Here is a 21193-nt window from a genome sequence, read left to right as displayed (position 1 = left end):
CTTTAGCCGGGATTGCTCCAGCGCGCGAAGATTGCGGTGGGGAGCAGCCTGCCGCCCTCACCTTCCTCGCGCACGGCAAGGTCGCCGTGTTCGATCTGGCCGGGCAGGTGGGCCAATGCCTCGGCCAGCAGGCCCGCAATCGCAAGGCTGCTCATCCGCACGGCATAGACGGTGAGGAACAGGAAGCGGCTGTCGGCATCGAGCAGCTTGGCGCAATCCGCGATCAGGCCGGGCAGGTGTTCTTCCAGCCGCCACACCTCACCATCCGGCCCGCGCCCGAACTTCGGCGGATCAAGGATGATCCCGTCATAACGCCGCCCGCGCCGCACTTCGCGCGCAGTGAACTTCGCCGCGTCGTCCACCAGCCAGCGGATCGGGCGATCCTCCATCCCCGAAAGCACGGCATTTTCCCGCGCCTGCGCCACGGATTTCTTCGAGGCATCGACATGGGCCACCTTGCCGTGCCGCGACAGCGCGAGGCTGCCAAGGCCGGTGTAGCCGAACAGATTGAGAAACTCGTGCGCTCCCGCGAAGGCGGGAGCCTCCGGCGGCGTGGGCGCTGGTTGCTTGGGATCCCCGCCGTCGCGGGGACTCGCGCATTGGCGCATCCATTCCCACACCGGGGCCATATCGGGGAAGAATTGCAGGTGGCGGAAGGGTGTGGGCTTGGCGGTGAAGCGCACATCATCCCACGCCAGCGGCCAGCCGTCTTCGGGCAAGTTTTCGCTGAATTGCCAGCGCCCGCCGCCATCCTCGTCCGATCCTGGGATGAATTCGCCCGCTGCGGGCCATTCGGCTACGCGGGGCTGCCACAGGGCCTGGGGTTCGGGACGGATGAAGGCGTGGGGGCCAAACGCCTCCCACTTGCGCCCGGCCCCGCTGTCGAGCAGGCGGTACGCGCCTTCTGCATTTGGCCAACCGGTGCATTCCATCACCAGCGGCTGCTGGACGAGGTCAGCCACGATCCGTCCCCCGCTCGTCCTGAGCTTGTCGAAGGACGCTCGCTCGGCCCTGTCCATGCTTCGACAGGCTCAGCATGAGCGAGAATTGCGCGTCCATTACGCCTGCGATCCCGCAGCGTTCTCCAGCACATAATCGCGGGTGGTGGCATAATCGCCCGCCAGTTCGGTGAAGCTTTCCGCCCGCCCGAACAAGTCGCCCACGCGCGCTGGCAGCGACGGGCGCACACCGATGGCGCGTTCTACCGCGTCGGGGAACTTGGCCGGATGCGCCGTCGCCAGCGTCACCAGCGGCACGCCAGCGGGCACGACCCCGGCATCGGCCACCGCCCGCGCGCAGTGCAGCCCGACCCCGGTATGCGGATCGATCACCTGCCCGGCGTGGCGGAACGCCCATTGCAGCGCCCGCGCGGTTTCGACCTGATCGGCGCGCGCGCTGGTGAACAGCGCCGCCGCGCTTTGCGCCTGCGCGTTGGTGAGCTGCATTGCCTTGGACGCTTCAAACCCGCGCATCTGCGCCGCCAGCGCCGCGCCGTCACGGCCCGCGCCATCGAACAGCAACCGTTCGAAATTGGAACTCACCTGAATATCCATCGACGGGGTGATCGTGGGCGTGACCCCGCCCGCCGAATAATCGCCGCTGGTCAAGGCGCGGTGGAGAATGTCGTTGATGTTGGTGGCGACGATCAGCCGTTCAATCGGCAGGCCCATCTTCGCCGCGACATAGCCTGCAAACACGTCGCCGAAATTGCCGGTCGGCACAGAGTAAGCAACAGTCCGATCCGGCGCGCCGAGTTGCAGCGCGGACGCAAAGTAATACACCACCTGCGCCATCAGCCGCGCCCAGTTGATCGAATTGACCGCGCCGAGGTTCAGCGCATGGGTCACTTGCGGGTCGTTGAACATCCGCTTCACATGGGCCTGCGCGTCGTCAAAGCTGCCAGCAATCGCAAGATTGTGGACATTGGGCGCGCGCACCGTGGTCATCTGGCGGCGCTGCACATCGCTGACCCGGCCCTTGGGGTGGAGCATGAAGATTTCCACACGATCAAGCCCCGCGACCGCCTGTATCGCGGCAGAGCCGGTATCCCCGCTGGTCGCGCCGACAATGGTGATGCGTTCGCCGCGCCGTTCAAGGAAGGTTTCGAACAGCCGCCCGAGCAATTGCAGCGCCACGTCCTTGAACGCCAGCGTCGGGCCATGGAACAGTTCGAGCAGCCAGTGTTGCTGATCCAGCTGCACCAGCGGGGTAACGGCAGCGTGGCCGAAATCGCCATAAACCGTGTGGCACAGCGCCAGCAGTTCATCCTCGGAAAGGCTGGGCGTGACGAAGGGTGCCATGATCCGCGCGGCCAGATCGGGATAGGCGAGCCCGCGCATATCGCGGATCTCGGCTGCGCTGAACCGCGGCCATTCGGCTGGCAGATACAGCCCCCCATCGCTGGCGAGCCCCGCCAGCGTCACCCCTTCGAAATCGAGCGCCGGTGCGCTGCCGCGTGTCGATACGTATTGCATATGCGAACAGCGCCTAGCGGCGACGGCGGCGCAATGCCAGCACGTAGATGACCAGCGCGGTCAGCGCGAAAAAGAACCACTGCCCGGCATAGGCGAGATGGTTGTTGGGCAGGTCAGCCGGATCGGGCTTGGCCATCGCTTGCAGCCCGGCCATAGGAGGATCTGCCACGAGCCGTGGCCCCGGGGCGATCACGCCGCTGATGAGACCGCCGGTGAAGGCAGGCTTGGCAAGATCGCGGCTGAAGCCAAGGTCAACGGGAACAACAGCGTGCAAGCCCTCCACACACCTCGCCCGGTGCACCCAGCCTTTCTGGCCCTCAGCCGAGGTGCCGGAGACCGCTTCGATGCTCTCGACCGCATTGCACCCAAGTAAACTGCGGCGGAACAACACTTCCTCGCCCTCGCCCTCCAGCGGGAACAGCGCCACCTCGCCTTCACCCGCCGCCACCTCGTATCGAGCGATCAGTGCCTCTTTCTCGGCCTTGCGCCCCAGCTGCCACACGCCGAGCGCAATCATGGTGGCGACCGCCGCCAAGACGATAATCGTCGGGATAATCGGCAGGCGGGCGTTCATGGCTGGCGTTCCTCGTATTGGTGATAGACCCACATGGCCTTGTAAAACCGCAGCGCAAAAATCACCGCACCCGCCGTCACCGGCACCCAGAACAGCAGCGAGGCCCACAAGGGCGGGCGCAGCCATTCGTCAACGCCCAGCGCAGCGAGGATCAGCGCCAGCGCCAGCAGCATCGTCACCACGCCGATAAACCGCCCGCCGCGTTCAAGGCTGAGGAAATTCAGCCCGCACTCCGTGCATTCACCAGCCAGCCGCGCAGGCGCGGCAAACAGCGTCCTCGCGCCGCAGCGGGGGCACAAACCGGAAAGGGCAGCCGAGAATAATCCCGGCTGCCCCTTCGTTTCATTCGGACTGTCATCCGCATCCATCAATGGAATTCAGCGCCCCAGCCGCCCCACACATAGACGGCGACGAACAGGAACAGCCACACCACATCGACAAAGTGCCAATACCAGGCAGCGGCTTCGAAACCGAAATGCTGGCGCGGGGTGAAGTGGCCGATATAGGCGCGGTACAGGCACACGCTGAGGAAGATCGTGCCGATCAGCACGTGGAACCCGTGGAAGCCAGTCGCCATGTAAAACGCGGATGAATAGGTGTTGCCGCCAAAGCCGAACGGCGCGACCGCATATTCATAGGCCTGGATCGAGCTGAACAGCACGCCCAACGCAATCGTCGCCCACAGGCCCTGCTTCAGCCCTTCACGATCACCGTGGATCAGCGAATGATGCGCCCATGTAACCGTGGTGCCCGAACACAGCAGGATCAGCGTGTTGAGCAGCGGCAGCGCGAAGGGATCGAGCACTTCCATGCCTTCGGGAATGAAGGCCGCAACAGCGCCCGCTTGGCCGAACAGGCTCGTCGTCGCGCCAGTTTCATGATCGAATTGCAGCGGAGTCGGGAACAGCGCGAAATCGAAAAAGCTCCAGAACCAGCCGACGAAGAACATCACTTCGGACGCGATGAACAAGATCATCCCATACCGCATATGCAGCTGCACCACCGGAGTATGATCGCCGCGCTGGGCTTCGATCACAACATTGCGGAACCACATGAAGAACGTAGCGAGCAATCCTGCCAGCCCCGCCCACACCACGACTTTGGATGCCATCCCGAACAGATCGGGGTAAAAGCTCAGCACCATGCCGCTAGTGAAAGTCAGCGCCGAAATCGAGCCGATCAACGGCCAGATATCGGGTTCAAGGATGTGATAATCGTGGTTTGCCTTGCCAGCCATTGGTCGGTCCCGTCCCTGGGTTGCGTAAAGGTTCAGTTGGTGCGCGCAGACGCCGGAGTTACCGGATCATCCGTGCGGTGAAAAGTATAGCTCAGCGTGATTTGCTCAACGCCCTGCATATTCGGATCGTTCAGCATCGCCGGATCGACGTAATACAATACCGGCATGATCACTTCCTGCCCCGGCGCGAGGGTTTGTTCGGTGAAGCAGAAGCACTGGATCTTGTTGAAATACTGGCCCGCCTGCACCGGTGTCACATTGAAGGTCGCCATCCCGGTGATGGAGCGCGAACTTTCATTGCGGGCGACATAGGTGGCGATGTCGCGTTCACCAATGGTGATGGTGTCGGTCGCCTGACTCGGGCGGAACGTCCACGGCATATCGCTCGAAGTGGAGGCATCGAAGCGGATCGAGATTTTCTGCCCGGTCGCATTCACAGCGGCGCGCGCGGCCTCGGCCTCGCTTGCCACCTGCGTGGTGCCGCCGAACCCGGTGACCTGACAAAACAGCCGATAGAGCGGCACCGATGCATAGCCGAGGCCGAGCATGAACACCGCGCCCAAGAACGCCAGCACGCCGACACGCACATTGCTCCGCGTGGTTTCATTTGCCTGCATTACGGGCGGGTGCGTTGCCATCAACCGTCTCCAATCCGCACCATGGTGATTGCGTAGAACAACACCACGAAGAACAATAGCGTACCCGCGACCACAAGATTGCGGCTTTTCTGGCGGCGGCGGTATTCGGTTTCTTCTTCGGGTGTCATGCGATCCATCCCTGATAGGCCGCCACGCGGTCTGCCACCAAAGCGGCAAACAGCACGAACAGATAGACGATCGAGTATTTGAACAAGCGCTTTTCGGGCAGCATTTTATCGTCCGCCGCCTTCATCCGCGATCCCACCGGAAGCGCCAGCGCGATGAACAAGGCCGACAAGACCACCGCGACCGAGCCATAGATCCAGCCCGTCCCGCCAATCGCCCACGGCGCGATCGCTACCGGGGTTAGCAGCAGGGTGTAGATCATGATCTGGCGGCGCGTGACTTTCTCGCCCGCGACCACCGGCAGCATCGGGATGCCGACCTTGGCGTAATCAGACTGCACGAACAGCGCCAGCGCCCAGAAATGCGGCGGCGTCCAGAAGAAGATGATGGCGAACAGCAGCACCGGCATCGCGGTAATCTCACCTGTCACCGCGACCCAGCCGATCAGCGGCGGAAACGCGCCCGCGCCGCCGCCGATGACGATGTTCTGCGGAGTGCGCGGTTTCAGCCACATGGTGTAGATCACCGCGTAATAGATGATCGCGCCCAGCAGCAGCGCCGCTGCCAGCCAGCCGATGGCGACGCCCATCAGGCACACCGACACGGCAGACAGGAAAACCCCGAAATCGCGCGCATCCTCACGCCGCATCCGCCCGGCGGGTAGCGGGCGGTTCATGGTGCGCTTCATCCCGGCATCAAGATCGGCTTCCCACCAATGGTTGAGCGCGGCTGAACCGCCCGCACCCATCGAAATCGCTAGAATAGCGGTGAAGCCCAGCACCGGATGAATGCTGCCCGGCGCCGCCAGCACGCCGCAGATCGCGGTGAAGATCACCAGCGTCATCACCCGCGGCTTGGTCAGCGTGAAAAAATCACGCCATTCCGCCGGGAGCGCAGCCGCGGTTGCGGCGGCGCTGGTCGGGCTGATCGGGGGCGAGGCGGTGTCCATAATCTTCTAGTGTCTCATTGGCGAAGAGCGCGGCATTGCCGCCGCGCCCCTGCCGATTGTTGTGCCGTTCGGTATGGGGAGCCTATGCACCCCGCCACCGCATGGCGATCAAACCGTTGCCGGGCGGTGATCGTGGTAGTCGTGGTGATCCTCGATCACCGGCAGCGTTTCGAACTGGTGATAGGGCGGCGGGCTCGACAGCGTCCATTCAAGCGTCGTCGCGCCTTCGCCCCACGGATTGGCCCCCGCCTTGCGGCCTGCCAGCAGCGCATAGCCGATGTTGACGAAGAAGAAGATCATCGACCCGGCCATGATGTAATAGCCGTAGGTGCTGACTTCGTGCCAGAAGGTGAAGGCCTCAGGGTAATCGGGATAACGGCGCGGCATCCCCTGCATCCCGAGGAAATGCTGCGGGAAGAAGATCACGTTCACGCCGATGAAGAACGTCCAGAAGTGCAGGTGGCTGAGCAGTTCGGAATGCATCCGACCGCTCATCTTCGGGAACCAGTAGTAGAAGCCCGCGAACAGCGAGAACACTGCGCCCATCGACAGCACGTAGTGGAAATGCGCGACCACATAATAGGTATCGTGCAGGTTATCATCGATCCCGCCATTGGCCAGCACCACCCCGGTCACACCGCCGACAGTGAACAGGAAAATGAAGCCCATCGACCACACCATCGGCGATTTGAAGCTGATGCTGCCGCCCCACATGGTGGCGATCCAGCTGAAGATCTTCACGCCGGTTGGCACCGCGATCACCATGGTGGCGGCGGTGAAATACATCTTGGTGTTCACGTCGAGACCCACGGTGTACATGTGGTGCGCCCAGACGATGAAGCCGACCACGCCGATGGCAACCATCGCGTAGGCCATGCCGAGATAACCGAACACCGGCTTCTTCGAGAATGTCGCCACGATTTGGCTGATCATGCCGAAGCCCGGCAGGATCATGATGTAAACCTCCGGGTGGCCGAAGAACCAGAACAGGTGCTGATACAACACCGGATCGCCGCCGCCCGCCGAATCGAAGAAGGTCGTGCCGAAATTGCGATCGGTCAACAGCATGGTAATCGCCGCAGCCAGCACCGGCAGCGCCAGCAGCAGCAGGAAGGCAGTCACCAGCACCGACCACACGAACAGCGGCATCTTGTGCAGGGTCATCCCCGGCGCGCGCATGTTGAAGATGGTGGTGATGAAGTTGGTCGCCCCCAGAATCGAACCCGCACCCGCCAGGTGGAGCGAGAAGATCGCGAAATCGACAGCAGGACCAACCGAACCGCTGGTCGACAGCGGCGCATAGACCGTCCAGCCCGTGCCCGCGCCGGGGCCGGAACCGCCGGGAACGAACAGCGAGAACACCAGACTGAGGAAGCCCGCCACCGTCAGCCAGAACGAAATGTTGTTCATCCGCGGGAAGGCCATATCCGGCGCGCCGATCATCAGCGGCACGAACCAGTTGCCAAAGCCGCCGATCATCGCCGGCATCACCATGAAGAACACCATGATGAGACCATGCGCGGTGATGAACACGTTCCACATATGCAGCGCGGTGTTCATATCATTGGCGCCGCCCATGAACTGCGCCCACCAGGTCAGGTATTGAATGCCGGGTTCAGCCAGCTCAACCCGCATGATCCCCGACATGGCCCCGCCCACGATCCCTGCGATGATCGCAAAGACGAGGTACATCGTGCCGATGTCCTTGTGGTTGGTCGACATGAACCAGCGGGCGAAAAAGCCCGGCTTGTGGTCCGCGTGATCATGCGCGTGATCATCGCCGTGGATGTCAAAACCTTCTGCGGTGGTAGCCATTGTCAGATACTCTTCCGATGATATTCGTTTATGTCTTAGCGCGCGGTCAGCGCGGCAACCTTTTCAGGCGCGGCAGCGGCGTCTTCGCCCGCCTCATCACCCGGCATTGTGCCGCCTTGCGCCTTTACCCATGCCGCGAATTGTTCAGGCGCCAGCGCCTCAACCGCGATCGGCATATAGGCGTGGCGTGAACCGCACAGTTCGGAACACTGGCCGTAATAAACGCCCGGTTCCTTGATGGTCAGCAGCTTTTCATTCAGCCGCCCCGGCACCGCGTCCATCTTGAACCACAGCGACGGCACGGCAAAGGCGTGGATCACGTCGCTTGCGGTGGTCTGGATGCGCAGCGGCACTCCAGCAGGCACCACCATGCGGTTATCCACCGCCAATTGCGCCGGTTCGCCGCGCTTCAACGCTTCGTCATCGGGCAACATATTGGAAATCACTTCGATTTCGCCGTGATCGGGATAGGTGTAGCCCCAGTACCACTGATAGCCCGTCGCCTTGATCGTCACCGCGTCAGCGGGCGGCGTTTCATATTGGCGCGCCAGCAGCGTGATCGAAGGCACCGCGATTACCACCAGAATGATCACCGGAACAATCGTCCACACCACTTCGATCATGGTGTTGTGCGTCGTCTTGGACGCCACCGGGTTCGCCTTGCGGTTGAACCGCACCACCACATACAGCAGCAGGCCAAGCACCAACAGGCTGATGATCGTGATCACCGGCATCAGAATCGCATCGTGCATCCACAGCGCGTAATCGCCATTGTCGGAGTACTGATCCTGAAACGTCAGGCTTTTGATCGGGTCGTCCTGATAGGACGTTGGCATGCCCTTGCCCTTGGTCGGGGCCATCGGGGTGTAATCGCCCGCCGTCACGGTCGAAGCCTCCGTGACCGATTCGATCAGGCCAGCATCCGGCGCAGTTGCCTGCAATGCCGGAGCACCAATCGCCGCGTCTTGCGCGCCTGCACCAACCGGCGCGAACAGCGCCATGCCAGCGGCCAGCGCCGCGAGAGTAGCCAACTTCATACGGGTATGCATCTGACCCATCATCATGTGCCCAAACAATATCTAAGTTATGACCCCATACTGCAAATCGGCGCATTGCGTCAGCAAGCGTTGAAAAACAGCGTTCCGCCAGCAGATATGCCAGCCTCATCCTCGCCCTTAGCCGCGCTTGCCGAGGGCCTCAAGCGCTTCTAGGGAGAAAATTATGCAAGCCTCCATGATTGCCGCGCAAGTCGGCGCTTCCCAACAGTTTTTCAGAGCACAATCATGACCGAAGACGACGTATTGGCAGAGTTTCGCGCATCGGGCGCTTTGCTCGAAGGGCATTTCAAGCTGTCTTCGGGCAAGCATAGCGGGCATTATCTGCAATGCGCCCGCGTGCTGATGAACCCCGCCCGCGCCGCGCGACTGGCCGCAGCGGTGGTGGCTGGCGTCCCGGCAGATGTGCGCGAACGGATCGACGTGGTGGTCTCCCCCGCGATGGGCGGGATCATCATCGGGCATGAAGTGGGCCGGGCGCTGGGCAAGGATGCGCTGTTCCTCGAACGGCCCGACGGGGTATTCAACCTGCGGCGCGGCTTTGCGCTGGAGAAGGGCGCAAAGGTGCTGATGGTCGAAGATGTCGTCACCACCGGACTTTCCAGCCGCGAAGCCATCGCCGCCGTCGCGCGCGAGGGGGGCGAGGTGATCGCCGAATGCGCGATCATCGACCGGTCTTGCGGTTCTGTCGATCTCGGCGTGCCGTTCTACCCGCTGCTCGCCATTGATTTTCCGACCTATGATGAAGGCGACATCCCCGAAAGCCTGGCGCGCATCGACGTGACCAAGCCCGGAAGCAGAAAAGCATGAACGCGGCCCTCCACCCCCCTCTGCGTCTCGGCGTGAATATCGATCACGTCGCGACGATCCGCAACGCGCGCGGCGGCGATCATCCCGATCCAGTGCGCGCGGCGGAGATTGTCGCAGCGGTCGGCGGCGACGGGATTACCGCACACCTGCGCGAAGATCGCCGCCATATCCGCGACGAAGACTTGGCGCGGATTCAGGCGGCGACCAACCTTCCGCTCAACCTCGAAATGGCGGCGACGCGCGAAATGCTCGCCATCGCGCTGCGTCACAAGCCCCACGCCGCCTGCATCGTCCCCGAAAAGCGCGAGGAACGCACCACCGAAGGCGGGCTGGACGCGGCGGGGCTGCACAACACGTTGGTGCCGATTGTTGAGGAACTGCGCGCCGCGGGCATCCGCGTTTCGCTGTTTATCGAGGCCGAAGAACGCCAGCTCGACACCGCACTGCGGCTGGGCGCGCCGGTGGTGGAATTTCACACCGGCCAATACGCCCACGCCTTTGCCGATGGCGACCGCGCGCAGGTGGAACGCGAATTGCGCCGCATCACCGACATGGCCGCGCTCGCCGCCAAGAACGGGATTGAACCGCACGCGGGCCACGGGCTGACCTTTGAGAATGTGCAACCCATCGCCGCGATTCCGCAGATCGCCGAACTCAACATCGGCCATTACCTGATCGGTGAGGCGGTGTTTGTCGGCCTCGAAAACGCGATCCGGCGGATGCGTGAATTGATGGATGAGGCGCGATAAGGTGTCGGACGCCGATCTCCCCCCGCTTGCCGCTGCGCAGAAACGCTGGGCCTTTGCCGCTGCTGCGCTGTTCCTGATCGCCATCGGCTTCCTCGGCTTTGCGCTCAACGCGCAGGTGATGGTGGTATTCGCGGCTGGTTGGGTGGCCTTGCAGATTTTCGGCTATGTCGGCGCGCTGCGGGTGGCCAAGGGCGATTTCGCGCACCCATTGTTCAAATCGCAGGTCATGCTCCACGTGATCGCGTTGGCGTTGCTGGTTGCCGTATTTCTGCGAGCGTTCAAATGATCATCGGCCTCGGATCAGACCTCTGCAATATCGAGCGGATCGGCAATTCGCTCGCCCGTTTTGGTGAGCGGTTCGAAAACCGCGTGTTCACCGAAGTGGAAATCGCCAAGGCCCGCCGCCGTCCCTTCACCATCGCGGGCACCTACGCCAAACGCTTCGCCGCGAAGGAGGCGTTTTCCAAGGCGGTCGGCACCGGGTTCAAGCGCGGGGTGTTCATGAAGGACATCGGCGTGGTCAACGCACCGTCAGGCGCGCCGACGCTGGCGCTGACTGGCGGCGCGGCTTTGCGGCTTGAAGAAATGATCCCGGCAGGCCATGAGGCGCGCATTCATCTGACCCTCACCGATGATCACCCCTGGGCGCAGGCCTTTGTGATCATCGAAGCTATCCCTCTGTGATCGGCCCATCGCCCATGGCAACCACTGAAAGCCCGCAAGTGACTGACAAAACTGCGCATGAAGCCTCTGAGAAGGTCAACTGGCTGGCGGAAATCCGCGGCCTTGCGCTGATGCTGCTGGCGGTGCTGGCGTTCCACAGCCTGGTGGCCAAGCCGTTCTACATCCCATCAACCTCGATGATGCCGAGCCTGTGGGTCGGTGATCGGCTGGTGGTGAGCAAATATCCCTATGGCTGGTCGTGGGCCTCAGCCAGCTTTCACCTGCTGCCGCGCTCTGATTGGCGGGTGTGGGCGGCAACGCCCGAATATGGCGATATCGTCATCCCCGTGCACCCTTTGCGGGACGAGGATTACATCAAACGCGTGGTCGCCCTGCCCGGCGATACCATCGAAGTGCGCGGCGGGCAGATCATCCTTAACGGCACCCCGATCAAACGCGAAGTGGTGCCAGCCGTGCGAATCCCGTTTGAACCTGCGCTGATGTGCAAGGACGGGCCGTGCCTTGTCGGGTTTGAGCAGTTTCGGGAAACTGGGCCGGACGGGCGCGAATACTTCGCCCCGCCCACATGGCGCGAAACTCTGCCCAACGGCGCGACCTATCTCACCATCGATTACCGCGATCAGCCGCTCGATGATTACGGCCCTTATACCGTGCCTGCCGACCACGTGTTCGTTATGGGCGACAACCGCGATCAATCCGCCGATAGCCGCGCAGCAGCGGAAGAAAACGGGCTTGGCGACGGGGTGCCGCTGGCGAATATCGGCGGACGGGCGGAGTTTATCACCTTCAGCCTCGACGGGTCGACCACCTGGAACCCGATGAGCTGGTTCACCAGCCTGCGCGGCGACCGCGCATGGACGACACTGCGCCCGCCGCTGGCCGAGGGCGTCGTCCAAGCGCCCGCCGCCGAGTAGTTCGAGGCATACTGAAACATGGCCCGCAAGTTTCTCTATTTCATCGCATTCTGCATTGTTCTGGTAATCAGCGCAGGGATCCTGCTTTCGCTATTTGCGGACAAGTTGACGGCCATTGCGCTGGTGCCATCGGCAGAGTTTGCCCCTGTCGCTCCGCTGGAAGCGAACGCTTACGAAGACCCCGCCCTGTGGTATTCGCGCCCGGGCATCGGGGTAAACGATCCGGCACGCTGGCAGCCCGCCTACGCCAGCGACCGCGGCCTGCTGCCAGCCCCAGCCGAACCCAAAGCGGCGCCGTTCGCCGTCTTCTTCGTCCATCCCACCAGCTACCTCAACCGTTCAAGCTGGAACGCCCCGCTCGACAATGGCGGCGATGCCGACGCCGAACGCATCGCCCGCATTTACCTGCGCGGCATGGCCAGCCCGTTTAACGCGGCGAGCGAAATCTGGGCGCCGCGTTACCGGCAGGCGACGATGGGCGCTTTCCTGACCGACGCACCCGAAGCCGGGCAGGCGATCGAAGCCGCCTATGCCGATGTGCTGGAGGCTTACCGCTATTTCCTGTCCTCGGTCGCGCCCGACACCCCGATTGTGCTCGCCGGGCACAGCCAAGGCGCGCTGCATCTGAAGCGCCTGCTGGCCGAGGAAGTGCGCGGATCGCCCACGGCGACGCGGCTGGTAGCGGCCTATATCATCGGCTGGCCGATTTCGGTGCAGCATGATCTGCCCGCAATGGGCTTTCCCGCCTGCGCCACTGCTGAACAGTCAGGCTGCATCATGAGCTGGTCAAGCTTTGCCGAACCGGCTGACCCGGCGAGTGTCCTCAAGATCTATTCCACCTCCAAGGCGATGGATGGTGAACTGGCGGGCGACAGCCCAATCCTGTGCACCAATCCGCTGACCGGCGTTTATGGCGGCAACGCCCCAGCCAGCGCCAACTTCGGCACGCTGGTGCCCGAAGACAGCATGGAAAAGGGCGAAATTGTCCCCGGCCTTGTCCCGGCGCGGTGCGATGCGCGCGGATTGCTACTAATCGGCCCGCCGCCCGCAATGGGATCTTACGTGCTGCCGGGCAACAATTACCACGTCTATGATCTGCCGCTGTTCTGGGCGAACACCAAGGCGGACGTGATCCGGCGGGCTGAGGCATGGCAGAAGGCGGGTTGATCTTCGAAGACGCGCACGGCTTTGCCGACGCGCTGGGAGAAGCCGGCGTGTTGCTCGGCCTCGATCTCGGCACCAAAACGATTGGCACCGCGACCTGCGATGCGGGTTGGCGCTTTGCCACCAACAACGCCACCATCGCGCGCGGCAAGTGGGGGCGCGACCGCGAAACCTTGGCCGCGCTGATCCAGATGCGCGGCGTGCGCGGCATCGTGCTCGGCCTGCCGCGCAACATGGACGGCAGTGAAGGCCCGCGCGCACAGGCCAGCCGCGCCTATGCCCGCAACTGCGCCGAAGCCTTTGCGCTCCCGATCCTGCTGTGGGACGAACGCTGGTCAACCCAGGCCGCCGAAGCCGCGATGATCGGGCAGGACATGAGCCGCGCCAAGCGCGCCGCCGCGATTGATAGCCATGCCGCAGCCGTCATCCTGCAAGGCGCGATTGATCGGCTGGCGGGGGGCGTTTTGTGAACCCGCGACTGGTAGCTTTAACAAGACTTGCACCCGGTGCATCCGCGCCCCTATTGCGCCTGCCATGACGACGCCCCCCGCCCGGTTCGATGCGCGCGAAGCATCCAAATGGTTTTTCCAGCACGGCCATACCGGCTGGCTGGGATTGCGGTTTGCCGATCAGGGCGACAACTGGGTTGAACTGGAACTGCCGTGGCGCGAAGATTTGCTGGGGGATCGCAGCCGCCCGGTGCTCGCCTCCGGCCCGATCATCAGCCTGATGGACATGGCCAGCGGCATGGCGATCTGGCAGGCGAGCGGAACGTTCAAGCCAGTGGCGACGCTCGATTTGCGCGTCGATTACCAGCGCCCGGCGCGCGAACGGGCCAGTGTGCGCGGGCGGGTGGAATGCTATCGCCGCACGCGTTCGGCAGCCTTCGTGCGCGGTATCGCCCATGATGGCGACCCTGACGATCCGGTCGCTCATGTTGCAGGTGTGTTCATGACCATCGGGGCCGATCCGCGTGAGGCGAATCCGGCACTTGGTGGAGGCGAAGCAAATGACTGAGGGGCGAGAAGGTTTGGGGGAGCTTCCCGCCTATGCCCGCTCGCTCGGCATCACGGTGCACAGCGAGGATGCCGGAATGCCGGTACTGACAGTCGATTTCGGCCCGATGGTCGAAGGCCGCCCAGCCCACTTCCACGGCGGCGCGACCGCCGGATTGCTGGAAACGGCAGGCTATGCCGCGCTACGCACCGCCTTGCTGGCAACCGGGCGCGATCCGCAGTTGAAGCCGATCAACATCACCGTGCAATATCTCGCCGCTGGCAAGAGCAAGCCGAGCTTCGCAATCGGCCGCATCACCCGGTTGGGGCGGCGCAATGCCAATGTCACGGTGGAAGCATGGCAGGATGACCGCTCCCGCCCGATTGCGACAGCCGTTATGAATATATTGATGGTGTAACCGGTTCGTCCTGAGCTTGTCGAAGGACTGTCCTTTCTTCGCCCGGCACAAAAGGGAAATGCGACCCTTCGACAAGCTCAGGGCGAACGGAAAAGGGATACGCATTGCTGCGCTAGGGCGGCGGCGGCGCGGCAGGCGTTGGCGCGGGTTGCACCACCACCCCGCCCTCGCCCACCCGCACTTCGACCGGCACGCCGTCCTTCGCAATCACCACCCCTCCGCCATCAATTCGCAGCGTGGTGCCGTTCTCGCCCAATGGAATTTCGCCGCCCTCAATATCAAACTGCTGGATTGGGCCTTCGGGATCGGGCGATTCGGATGGTTCGGGCTGCGGCGCGGCTTCGATTTTCAAGGCACCGCGCATGAAATCGCGCCAGATCCGCGCGGGGGTGCTGCCGCCGGTTACGCCCTTCATCGGGGTGTTGTCATCATTGCCGATCCACACGCCGACCACCAGATCGCCCGCATAGCCCACGAACAACGCATCGCGGTAATCCTGCGAGGTGCCGGTCTTGCCGTAGTTGGCAATCGGCAGCACGGCATTGCGCCCCGTCCCGCGATTGATCGCCGCGCGCAGCATCGTCTCAAGGTCTTTGTGGGTGCGCGATGAAAGGCTGTCCTTGCGCGTGGTCAGCCATTCCCACCACGTGCGTGTCCCGCGCGGGAAGGCGTGGGGTTCGACCGGAAATTCATTCGCGGCGATCCCGGCATAGGCGGCAGTCAGCTCCATCAGCGTCATCACCGAAGTGCCGAGCGCGAGGCTGGGATCTCCCTCTGCCATCGGCGCGGTGATGCCGAGCGCGCGGGCCTGGGCGATCACCTTGTCGCTGCCCACCGCCTGAAACAGCCGGAACGCTGCGACATTGCTCGACCGTGCAAAGGCATCTTCAAGCGTGATCTGATCGGAATAGCGCCCGGCAGCGTTTTTGGGGCGGTAGCTGCCTTGGGTGATTTCGGTGTTGGGGATGGTGTCATCAGGCTCCCACCCGGCTTCGAGCGCGGCGAGATAGACGAAGGTCTTGAAGGTTGATCCCGGCTGGCGGCGCGCCTGCGTGACCCGGTTGAATGATGATTTGCCGTAGTCGCGCCCGCCCACCATCGCCACGACTTCGCCATTGCGGCGCATCGCCACCAAGCCAACCTGCGCTCCGCCAAGCGGCGCACGCGCTACCACGCGGTTGGCAAGCGCCTGAAGCCGCGCATCGAGCGTGGTGGTCAGCACCTGCCTTGAATAGCTCGCCTCCATCCCCTCACGCGCCAGCGGCAGCGCCCAATCGGCAAAATAGGTGCCGGTCGGCAGGTTATCGTCACGGGTGCGCACATCGATGCGGGGATCGGGTAGCGCCTTGGCCTCAGCCGCCGTCAGATAGCCTTCCTCGACCATCGCGCCGACCACCAGATCCATCCGCGCGCGCGCCTTGTCGTAATGCCGCGTCGGGGCATAGCGCGACGGTGCCTGCAACAATCCCGCCAGCATCGCCGCCTGTTCGGGGCGCAGCTTTTCGGGCTGGCGGTAGAAATAGTGCAAGGAGGCGGCGCGCAGGCCATATTGATTGTCACCGAAATAGGCGTTCGACAGATAGCGTTCGAGGATTTCGTCCTTGGTCAGCCACCCTTCCAGCCAGAACGCGATCAACGCCTCGCGCGCCTTGCGGCTGAGGCTTTGTTCAGGCGTGAGGAAGGTGAATTTCGCCAGCTGCTGGGTGATGGTCGATCCGCCGCCATATCCCGTCCACACCGCCCGCGCGATACTGCGCGGGTCGATGCCCCAGTGGGTGTAGAACCGGCGGTCTTCGATGGCGATGAAGGCCTGTGTGACGTGCGGCGGCAGGTCGGCGACCTTGACCGGGGCTTCAACCACTGCGCCGCTACGCGCAATCGGCGTGCCATCGCTGGCGAGCAACGTAACCTGCGGCGGGGCGATGGGTTCAAGGCTTTTGGATAGCGGCGCGGTGGTGGCAAGCCAGCCGATCAGCAGCACGAACAGCGCGAGGCTGGCCAGAATGCCGCGCCCCGTCCACCACAGTTTGGAGCGCGCGCGCCAGTAATCGCGCTGCCACCAGCGCCGACGGCGGCGCTCCTCAACCTCAACCGCCGCATCGATGTGATCCAGCCGCGCATCCCACGCATCGAAATCAGGCTTGGCCGAGACGCGCGGGCGCGGTGCATCGTCGTCATCATCATCAATCGGGCGCATCGATTCGTACAGCGGGTAGAACCCGGCAGGCGCATCGTCCCGACCGCGATCAGCCCTGGCCCGCGGGCCTTTCCAGAATCGGTCGAACAGCTCCATGTTGTCGCTGTATTATCAGCCTATGACACTGCGGGGCAAGCGGCTTGCTTAACGCTTCTTCGCCGCGCCTTCGGGCAGGTCTTCGCCGAACACGCGCTGGTAATATTCGGCCACCAGCGTGCGTTCCGCCTCGTCACATTTGTTGAGGAAGCTGAGCCGGAACGAGAAACCCACCGACCCGAAGATTTCTGCGTTCTGCGCCCAGGTGATGACCGTGCGCGGGCTCATGACGGTCGAAATGTCGCCGTTGATAAAGCCTTGGCGGGTTAGTTCGGCCACCTTGACCATGTCGGCGATCAGCTTGTCATCCGCCTCAGGCGTTTTGGTTTTGACGATTTGCTGTTCCACCTCGGGCGCGAGGTAATTCAACGCCACCACGATGTTCCAGCGGTCCATCTGCGCCTGATTGATCGCCTGCGTGCCGTGATACAGCCCGCTGGTATCGCCAAGGCCCACGGTATTGGTGGTGGCGAACAGCCGGAACCACGGGTTGGGCGTGATCACGCGGTTCTGATCGAGCAGCGTCAACCGGCCATCGAATTCCAGAATCCGCTGGATCACGAACATCACATCGGGCCGCCCGGCGTCATATTCGTCAAAGGTCAGCGCCACCGGGTGCTGCAACGCCCACGGCAGGATACCTTCCTTGAATTCAGTGACTTGCAGCCCATCCTTCAACACGATCGCATCGCGCCCGATCAGGTCGATGCGGCTGATATGCGCATCAAGGTTCACCCGGATGCTCGGCCAGCCGAGCCGGGCTGCGACCTGTTCGATATGGGTCGATTTGCCGGTGCCGTGATAGCCCTGCACCATCACCCGCCGGTTATGCGCAAAGCCCGCAAGAATCGCCAGCGTGGTGTCCGGATCGAACACATAGGAATCGTCAATCTCGGGCACGTGCTCGCTCAGATGCGAGAAGGCGGGCACCTGCCAATCGACATCGATACCGAACGTCTCGCGGACGTTGACGGTGGTATCGGGCTGAGCCGGAAGGGCGGTATCGCCGGTGACATTGTTCTTGGAATGTGCAGTCATCGTGCCGTCCGGTTAGAACGCATGGGCGCGGCCTGCAAGCGGTGGTTTGCCAATAAGGGCTGGCAATCTGGGCAAGCGCGTTTCCCTCCGCAACGCTTCACGCCTATAGCGGACGCCATGCTCGATCCGGTCGAATCGCTGCGTTTGAAACTGGTGTCGCAAGTGCGCGGGGTGTTCCACGATGTGAGCAAGGGGCAGACGCCGACCCCGCCTTCGGACGATGCGCTGTTCGCGCGCGATACCCCGATCCGGCTGGTGCACGCCGATATCGTCGGGATGATGACCGGCGGAGTGCGCGCGCTGCTGTTGCAAATGCTCCACCCGCACGCGCTGCAAGGGGTGCTGGATCATTCCAATTTTCGCGAAGATATGCACGGGCGGTTGCAACGCACCGCGCGGTTTATTGCGGTGACGACCTTCGGCCACCGTGATGATGCGATGGCGGCGATTGACCGGGTGAACCGTATTCATGCGAAGGTCGGCGGCACCCTTCCCGATGGCTCGCCTTATGAAGCGACCAACCCGCGCACGCTGGCGTGGGTGCACGTGACCGAGGCGCAGAGCTTCCTTGCCGGCTATCTGCGCCATGTCCGCCCCGATATGCAGGGCGCGCAGCAGGACGAATATTACCGTCAGTTTGCGGTGATCGCCCGCGCATTGGGGGCCGATCCGGTGCCCGAAACCCGCGCCGAGGCCGAGGCGATTTTCCGTGAGTTGCGCCATGATCTGAACGCTTCACCCGCCGCGCGCGAGGTGGCGCAGCTTGTCCTGACCCAGCGCCCTAAAGGCACGCCGCTCGCCGTGCAGACGGTGATGACTGCGGATGCTGTGGCGATGCTGCCCGATTGGGCGCGCACCATGTTGCGGCTGCAACGCCCGCTGCTGACCGCAATTCCGGCACGCGCCGCAACATGGGGCATGGGCCGGACATTGCGCTGGGCGTTCCGGCAGAATGCGCCGTCGCAGCCCTAAGTCAACGCCGCGCTTTTCCTGAGCAGTTGATAGGCGTCCACCACCGCGTTCAGCCGCGCTTCGTGCCGCCGGTCGCCACCGTTGCGATCGGGGTGATAGCGCCGCACCAGTTCGGAATAGCGCCGCCTGAGCCGGGTGCGGTCAGTATCTGAACCCAGCCCCATGGTTTCCAGCGCCTGCGCTTCCTCACGCGAAAACCTGCCCGACGCGGCCATCTGACCCTCGCGTTCAGCACGGCTGCGGATGCCGCGTGCGCGCGCCGCGATGGCGTCCAGCGGATCGGCATAATCCGCCCAGCGCGGCACACCGTCCACCCCCGCATCGGGGCGAAAGGTGCGCGATTCAGTGCGCCACCCGGCAATCGGTGATTGGGCGGCGATGATTTCCTCGGCGCTCATGCCGTCAAACCAGTCATATCCCGCATTGAATTCGCGCACATGATCAAGGCAGAACCAGCGCCATTCGCCCGGCCCGTCAAAGCCATTGGGGCGGCGACCGGGTGCGCGAAATTCGCCCGCCTCGTGGCAACCCGGCGCTTCACATTGTTCCTGCGCGCGCTCGACGCGGCCATGAAACCGCGATGAAGGTTTGGGGCGTGACGACATAGGGCTTGAGAATGGCGATCCTGCCCCCAAGTTCCAAGCCATAATCGCGCCGCCATGCCTGCGAAAAAGGAAAGCCTTGATGACCGGAACCGTTGCCGCCGAAATGCACTCCCTGCTGACCGAGGCATTTGCCCCGACACGGCTTGCCATCATCAATGATAGCGCCAAGCATCACGGCCATAGCGGCGATGACGGGTCGGGCGAATCGCATTTCACCATCGAAATCGAAGCGGCGGCGTTTGCCCCGATGAACCGCCTTGCCCGCCAGCGCGCGGTGATTGCGGCGTTGGGCGATATCGTCGGCGGGCGGGTTCATGCGGTGGCGATCAAGGCGGGCGTGCCTGCCGAATGAGCGCGGGCCCGGTATTGCGCCTGCGCCGCGCGGCGCGGCTGATCGTGCTCGACGCACAAGGCCGCGCGCTAATGTTCCGTTACGACGTGCCGGGCAGGCCGCCGTTCTGGGTGACAGCAGGCGGTGAATGCGAAGCGGATGAAACGTTCGACGATGCAGCGCGGCGCGAATTGTTCGAGGAAACCGGCATCATTGCCGATCCGGGGCCGCAAATCGCGCAGATGACACCGCAATTCATCACGGTTCAGGGCGAACCGGTGCAGGCCGACGAACGCTTCTATCTCGTCCGCGTGGCCGAAGCGCGGATCGACACCAGCCGCCACACTGCCACCGAACAGGCGATGATGACCCAGCACCGCTGGTTCACCCGCGAAGAGCTTGCCCACTGGCCCGAAGCGGTGTTTCCTGCCAATATCATCGCCATGATCGAGCAGGAACAACACCCATGATCACGCAGACCATCACCCCCGTCACCCATGATCTGGGCGCGTTTGAGGTGCGGCGCGTGCTGCCTTCGCGCGCGCGATCGATGGTGGGGCCGTTCATCTTTGTCGATCAGTTCGGCCCGGCCAATCTGACCGGCGACGGCATGAATGTCCGCCCGCATCCGCATATCAACCTTGCCACAGTGACATGGCTGTTCGACGGCGCGATTGACCACCGTGACAGCCTTGGCAGTTTTGCCACGATCCGCCCCGGACAGGTCAACCTGATGACCGCAGGGCGCGGGATCGTGCATTCCGAACGCAGCCCCAAGGCGGAATTGGCGACCAATCCGGGGATGTTCGGAATGCAGACATGGCTCGCCCTGCCTGACGGGCGCGAGGAGATCGACCCGGCGTTCGAGGCCGTGACCGATCTCCCCGTGGTTGCCGATAACGGCGCCAAGGCATGGGTCATCATGGGCAAATTGTGGGGCGCGCGTGCCCCCACCACTACCCACGCCGCGACGATCTATGCCGAGATTGTGCTGGAGCCCGGCGGATCGATCCCGCTGGATGCCGATGCCGACGAACGCGCGGTGATGTTGGTGAGCGGCGACGCCAGTGTCGATGGCGTCGCGCTTGAACGATACCAGCTGGCCGTGCTCGCACCGAGCGCGGCGATGCGGTTGGCCAGCGATAACGGCGGGCGGGTGATGCTGCTCGGCGGTGAGGCTTTCGCTACCAAGCGTCACGTCTTCTGGAACTTCGTCAGCTCTGATCGCGAACGGATCAATCAGGCCAAGGACGATTGGCGCGCGGGCCGTTTTCCAAAGGTGCCGGGCGACGAAGACGAATTTATCCCCTTGCCCGAAAAGCCCAACACCGCCAGCTATCCCTGAACGCAT

26 protein-coding genes are annotated in these 21193 nt (G+C 63.3%); 13 read left to right on the top strand and 13 right to left on the bottom strand.

What is annotated here, in order from left to right; translation table 11 throughout:
* Positions 1-2: 2 nt before the first annotated feature.
* From ABIE62_RS03165 to coxB, 10 genes are all read right to left on the bottom strand, one after another.
* Positions 3-962, bottom strand: a complete 960-nt coding sequence (locus ABIE62_RS03165) for an RsmD family RNA methyltransferase (RefSeq protein ID WP_354323484.1) — start codon at positions 960-962, stop codon at positions 3-5.
* 96 nt (positions 963-1058) lie between these two features.
* Entirely contained in the window at positions 1059-2474 is a 1416-nt protein-coding gene (thrC, locus tag ABIE62_RS03160; RefSeq protein WP_354323483.1) for a threonine synthase, read from the bottom strand.
* A 13-nt stretch (positions 2475-2487) separates the two neighbouring features.
* The gene (locus ABIE62_RS03155; protein ID WP_354323482.1) at positions 2488-3048 is read right to left on the bottom strand and encodes an SURF1 family cytochrome oxidase biogenesis protein; all 561 of its coding nucleotides are present in this window, start codon (positions 3046-3048) and stop codon (positions 2488-2490) included.
* Complete coding sequence (locus ABIE62_RS03150) at positions 3045-3347, bottom strand: DUF983 domain-containing protein (RefSeq protein ID WP_354323481.1); 303 nt, start codon at positions 3345-3347, stop codon at positions 3045-3047. Before ABIE62_RS03150 ends, ABIE62_RS03155 begins: the two co-directional genes overlap by 4 nt.
* Positions 3348-3415: 68 nt before the next feature.
* Positions 3416-4285, bottom strand: coding sequence for a cytochrome c oxidase subunit 3 (locus ABIE62_RS03145; RefSeq protein WP_354323479.1), 870 nt, complete (start codon positions 4283-4285; stop codon positions 3416-3418).
* A 32-nt stretch (positions 4286-4317) separates the two neighbouring features.
* Complete coding sequence (locus tag ABIE62_RS03140) at positions 4318-4923, bottom strand: cytochrome c oxidase assembly protein (RefSeq protein ID WP_354323477.1); 606 nt, start codon at positions 4921-4923, stop codon at positions 4318-4320.
* The gene (locus ABIE62_RS03135; RefSeq protein WP_354323476.1) at positions 4923-5051 is read right to left on the bottom strand and encodes a cytochrome c oxidase system small membrane protein; all 129 of its coding nucleotides are present in this window, start codon (positions 5049-5051) and stop codon (positions 4923-4925) included. Before ABIE62_RS03135 ends, ABIE62_RS03140 begins: the two co-directional genes overlap by 1 nt.
* Positions 5048-5998: a heme o synthase gene (locus ABIE62_RS03130; RefSeq protein ID WP_354323474.1), complete on the bottom strand. Its 951-nt coding sequence runs from the start codon at positions 5996-5998 to the stop codon at positions 5048-5050. The genes ABIE62_RS03135 and ABIE62_RS03130 overlap by 4 nt, the downstream gene beginning before the upstream one ends.
* Before the next feature lie 108 nt (positions 5999-6106).
* On the bottom strand, positions 6107-7813 hold the full coding sequence (gene ctaD / locus ABIE62_RS03125) for a cytochrome c oxidase subunit I (protein ID WP_354323472.1): 1707 nt from the start codon (positions 7811-7813) through the stop codon (positions 6107-6109).
* Positions 7814-7848: 35 nt separating this feature from the next.
* A complete protein-coding gene (coxB, locus tag ABIE62_RS03120) occupies positions 7849-8850 on the bottom strand; it encodes a cytochrome c oxidase subunit II (RefSeq protein ID WP_354323471.1) in 1002 nt (333 codons plus the stop codon).
* A gap of 246 nt (positions 8851-9096) precedes the next feature.
* Here coxB and pyrE point away from each other — a divergent pair, with 246 nt between their 5' ends.
* From pyrE to ABIE62_RS03075, 9 genes are all read left to right on the top strand, one after another.
* Positions 9097-9678 carry an orotate phosphoribosyltransferase gene (gene pyrE / locus ABIE62_RS03115; protein ID WP_354323469.1) on the top strand — a complete coding sequence of 194 codons (582 nt, stop codon included), beginning with the start codon at positions 9097-9099 and terminating at the stop codon, positions 9676-9678.
* A complete protein-coding gene (locus ABIE62_RS03110; RefSeq protein WP_354323468.1) occupies positions 9675-10427 on the top strand; it encodes a pyridoxine 5'-phosphate synthase in 753 nt (250 codons plus the stop codon). Before pyrE ends, ABIE62_RS03110 begins: the two co-directional genes overlap by 4 nt.
* Entirely contained in the window at positions 10414-10713 is a 300-nt protein-coding gene (locus tag ABIE62_RS03105) for a pyridoxal phosphate biosynthetic protein (RefSeq protein ID WP_354323466.1), read from the top strand. Before ABIE62_RS03110 ends, ABIE62_RS03105 begins: the two co-directional genes overlap by 14 nt.
* On the top strand, positions 10710-11111 hold the full coding sequence (gene acpS / locus ABIE62_RS03100; RefSeq protein ID WP_354323464.1) for a holo-ACP synthase: 402 nt from the start codon (positions 10710-10712) through the stop codon (positions 11109-11111). Before ABIE62_RS03105 ends, acpS begins: the two co-directional genes overlap by 4 nt.
* 14 nt (positions 11112-11125) lie before the next feature.
* On the top strand, positions 11126-12025 hold the full coding sequence (gene lepB, locus ABIE62_RS03095) for a signal peptidase I (RefSeq protein WP_354323463.1): 900 nt from the start codon (positions 11126-11128) through the stop codon (positions 12023-12025).
* Between the two features lie 18 nt (positions 12026-12043).
* Positions 12044-13192, top strand: a complete 1149-nt coding sequence (locus tag ABIE62_RS03090; protein WP_354323462.1) for a DUF3089 domain-containing protein — start codon at positions 12044-12046, stop codon at positions 13190-13192.
* Positions 13174-13659 (top strand): Holliday junction resolvase RuvX, encoded by a 486-nt coding sequence (ruvX, locus tag ABIE62_RS03085; RefSeq protein ID WP_354323461.1) that lies wholly within the window; start codon positions 13174-13176, stop codon positions 13657-13659. Before ABIE62_RS03090 ends, ruvX begins: the two co-directional genes overlap by 19 nt.
* A 64-nt stretch (positions 13660-13723) precedes the next feature.
* The gene (locus ABIE62_RS03080) at positions 13724-14206 is read left to right on the top strand and encodes a PaaI family thioesterase (RefSeq protein ID WP_354323459.1); all 483 of its coding nucleotides are present in this window, start codon (positions 13724-13726) and stop codon (positions 14204-14206) included.
* The gene (locus tag ABIE62_RS03075) at positions 14199-14603 is read left to right on the top strand and encodes a PaaI family thioesterase (protein ID WP_354323458.1); all 405 of its coding nucleotides are present in this window, start codon (positions 14199-14201) and stop codon (positions 14601-14603) included. Before ABIE62_RS03080 ends, ABIE62_RS03075 begins: the two co-directional genes overlap by 8 nt.
* Positions 14604-14715: 112 nt before the next feature.
* Here the strand turns inward: ABIE62_RS03075 and ABIE62_RS03070 are convergent, their stop codons facing one another.
* Both ABIE62_RS03070 and cobS read right to left on the bottom strand, forming a co-directional pair.
* The gene (locus ABIE62_RS03070) at positions 14716-16896 is read right to left on the bottom strand and encodes a transglycosylase domain-containing protein (protein WP_354323456.1); all 2181 of its coding nucleotides are present in this window, start codon (positions 16894-16896) and stop codon (positions 14716-14718) included.
* A gap of 48 nt (positions 16897-16944) precedes the next feature.
* Entirely contained in the window at positions 16945-17934 is a 990-nt protein-coding gene (cobS, locus tag ABIE62_RS03065; protein WP_354323454.1) for a cobaltochelatase subunit CobS, read from the bottom strand.
* A 117-nt stretch (positions 17935-18051) separates the two neighbouring features.
* Between cobS and ABIE62_RS03060 the strand changes: the two genes are divergently transcribed.
* Positions 18052-18906 carry an oxygenase MpaB family protein gene (locus ABIE62_RS03060; RefSeq protein WP_354323452.1) on the top strand — a complete coding sequence of 285 codons (855 nt, stop codon included), beginning with the start codon at positions 18052-18054 and terminating at the stop codon, positions 18904-18906.
* Here the strand turns inward: ABIE62_RS03060 and ABIE62_RS03055 are convergent.
* Positions 18903-19511, bottom strand: a complete 609-nt coding sequence (locus ABIE62_RS03055) for a DnaJ domain-containing protein (protein ID WP_354323450.1) — start codon at positions 19509-19511, stop codon at positions 18903-18905. The two genes, ABIE62_RS03060 and ABIE62_RS03055, sit on opposite strands and share 4 nt — an antisense overlap.
* Positions 19512-19590: 79 nt before the next feature.
* Between ABIE62_RS03055 and ABIE62_RS03050 the strand changes: the two genes are divergently transcribed.
* The 3 genes from ABIE62_RS03050 to ABIE62_RS03040 are packed head-to-tail and all read left to right on the top strand — an operon-like array spanning position 19591 to position 21187.
* Positions 19591-19863: a BolA family protein gene (locus ABIE62_RS03050; RefSeq protein ID WP_354323449.1), complete on the top strand. Its 273-nt coding sequence runs from the start codon at positions 19591-19593 to the stop codon at positions 19861-19863.
* On the top strand, positions 19860-20312 hold the full coding sequence (locus ABIE62_RS03045) for an NUDIX hydrolase (RefSeq protein WP_354323448.1): 453 nt from the start codon (positions 19860-19862) through the stop codon (positions 20310-20312). Before ABIE62_RS03050 ends, ABIE62_RS03045 begins: the two co-directional genes overlap by 4 nt.
* Entirely contained in the window at positions 20309-21187 is an 879-nt protein-coding gene (locus ABIE62_RS03040) for a pirin family protein (RefSeq protein ID WP_354323446.1), read from the top strand. The genes ABIE62_RS03045 and ABIE62_RS03040 overlap by 4 nt, the downstream gene beginning before the upstream one ends.
* The last annotated feature ends 6 nt before the right edge of the window (positions 21188-21193 follow it).

This window comes from Porphyrobacter sp. MBR-155 (genome assembly GCF_040547625.1).
In the GTDB taxonomy this organism is placed as follows: domain Bacteria; phylum Pseudomonadota; class Alphaproteobacteria; order Sphingomonadales; family Sphingomonadaceae; genus Erythrobacter.
The sequence above is the reverse complement of the archived record's forward strand: the minus strand, read 5'-3'. Positions and strand labels throughout refer to the sequence as shown.

Coding starts and splice junctions, on each gene's coding strand:
- ABIE62_RS03080 (WP_354323459.1), top strand. CDS start 13,724: ATGACGACGCCCCCCGCCCGGTTCGATGCGCGCGAAGCATCCAAATGG.
- ABIE62_RS03155 (WP_354323482.1), bottom strand. CDS start 3,048: ATGAACGCCCGCCTGCCGATTATCCCGACGATTATCGTCTTGGCGGCG.
- thrC (WP_354323483.1), bottom strand. CDS start 2,474: ATGCAATACGTATCGACACGCGGCAGCGCACCGGCGCTCGATTTCGAA.
- pyrE (WP_354323469.1), top strand. CDS start 9,097: ATGACCGAAGACGACGTATTGGCAGAGTTTCGCGCATCGGGCGCTTTG.
- acpS (WP_354323464.1), top strand. CDS start 10,710: ATGATCATCGGCCTCGGATCAGACCTCTGCAATATCGAGCGGATCGGC.
- ctaD (WP_354323472.1), bottom strand. CDS start 7,813: ATGGCTACCACCGCAGAAGGTTTTGACATCCACGGCGATGATCACGCG.
- ABIE62_RS03110 (WP_354323468.1), top strand. CDS start 9,675: ATGAACGCGGCCCTCCACCCCCCTCTGCGTCTCGGCGTGAATATCGAT.
- ABIE62_RS03040 (WP_354323446.1), top strand. CDS start 20,309: ATGATCACGCAGACCATCACCCCCGTCACCCATGATCTGGGCGCGTTT.
- ABIE62_RS03135 (WP_354323476.1), bottom strand. CDS start 5,051: ATGACACCCGAAGAAGAAACCGAATACCGCCGCCGCCAGAAAAGCCGC.
- coxB (WP_354323471.1), bottom strand. CDS start 8,850: ATGAAGTTGGCTACTCTCGCGGCGCTGGCCGCTGGCATGGCGCTGTTC.
- ABIE62_RS03105 (WP_354323466.1), top strand. CDS start 10,414: ATGAGGCGCGATAAGGTGTCGGACGCCGATCTCCCCCCGCTTGCCGCT.
- cobS (WP_354323454.1), bottom strand. CDS start 17,934: ATGACTGCACATTCCAAGAACAATGTCACCGGCGATACCGCCCTTCCG.
- ABIE62_RS03145 (WP_354323479.1), bottom strand. CDS start 4,285: ATGGCTGGCAAGGCAAACCACGATTATCACATCCTTGAACCCGATATC.
- ABIE62_RS03140 (WP_354323477.1), bottom strand. CDS start 4,923: ATGGCAACGCACCCGCCCGTAATGCAGGCAAATGAAACCACGCGGAGC.
- ABIE62_RS03075 (WP_354323458.1), top strand. CDS start 14,199: ATGACTGAGGGGCGAGAAGGTTTGGGGGAGCTTCCCGCCTATGCCCGC.
- ABIE62_RS03130 (WP_354323474.1), bottom strand. CDS start 5,998: ATGGACACCGCCTCGCCCCCGATCAGCCCGACCAGCGCCGCCGCAACC.
- ABIE62_RS03050 (WP_354323449.1), top strand. CDS start 19,591: ATGACCGGAACCGTTGCCGCCGAAATGCACTCCCTGCTGACCGAGGCA.
- ABIE62_RS03045 (WP_354323448.1), top strand. CDS start 19,860: ATGAGCGCGGGCCCGGTATTGCGCCTGCGCCGCGCGGCGCGGCTGATC.
- ABIE62_RS03070 (WP_354323456.1), bottom strand. CDS start 16,896: ATGGAGCTGTTCGACCGATTCTGGAAAGGCCCGCGGGCCAGGGCTGAT.
- ABIE62_RS03060 (WP_354323452.1), top strand. CDS start 18,052: ATGCTCGATCCGGTCGAATCGCTGCGTTTGAAACTGGTGTCGCAAGTG.
- ABIE62_RS03090 (WP_354323462.1), top strand. CDS start 12,044: ATGGCCCGCAAGTTTCTCTATTTCATCGCATTCTGCATTGTTCTGGTA.
- ABIE62_RS03055 (WP_354323450.1), bottom strand. CDS start 19,511: ATGTCGTCACGCCCCAAACCTTCATCGCGGTTTCATGGCCGCGTCGAG.
- lepB (WP_354323463.1), top strand. CDS start 11,126: ATGGCAACCACTGAAAGCCCGCAAGTGACTGACAAAACTGCGCATGAA.
- ruvX (WP_354323461.1), top strand. CDS start 13,174: ATGGCAGAAGGCGGGTTGATCTTCGAAGACGCGCACGGCTTTGCCGAC.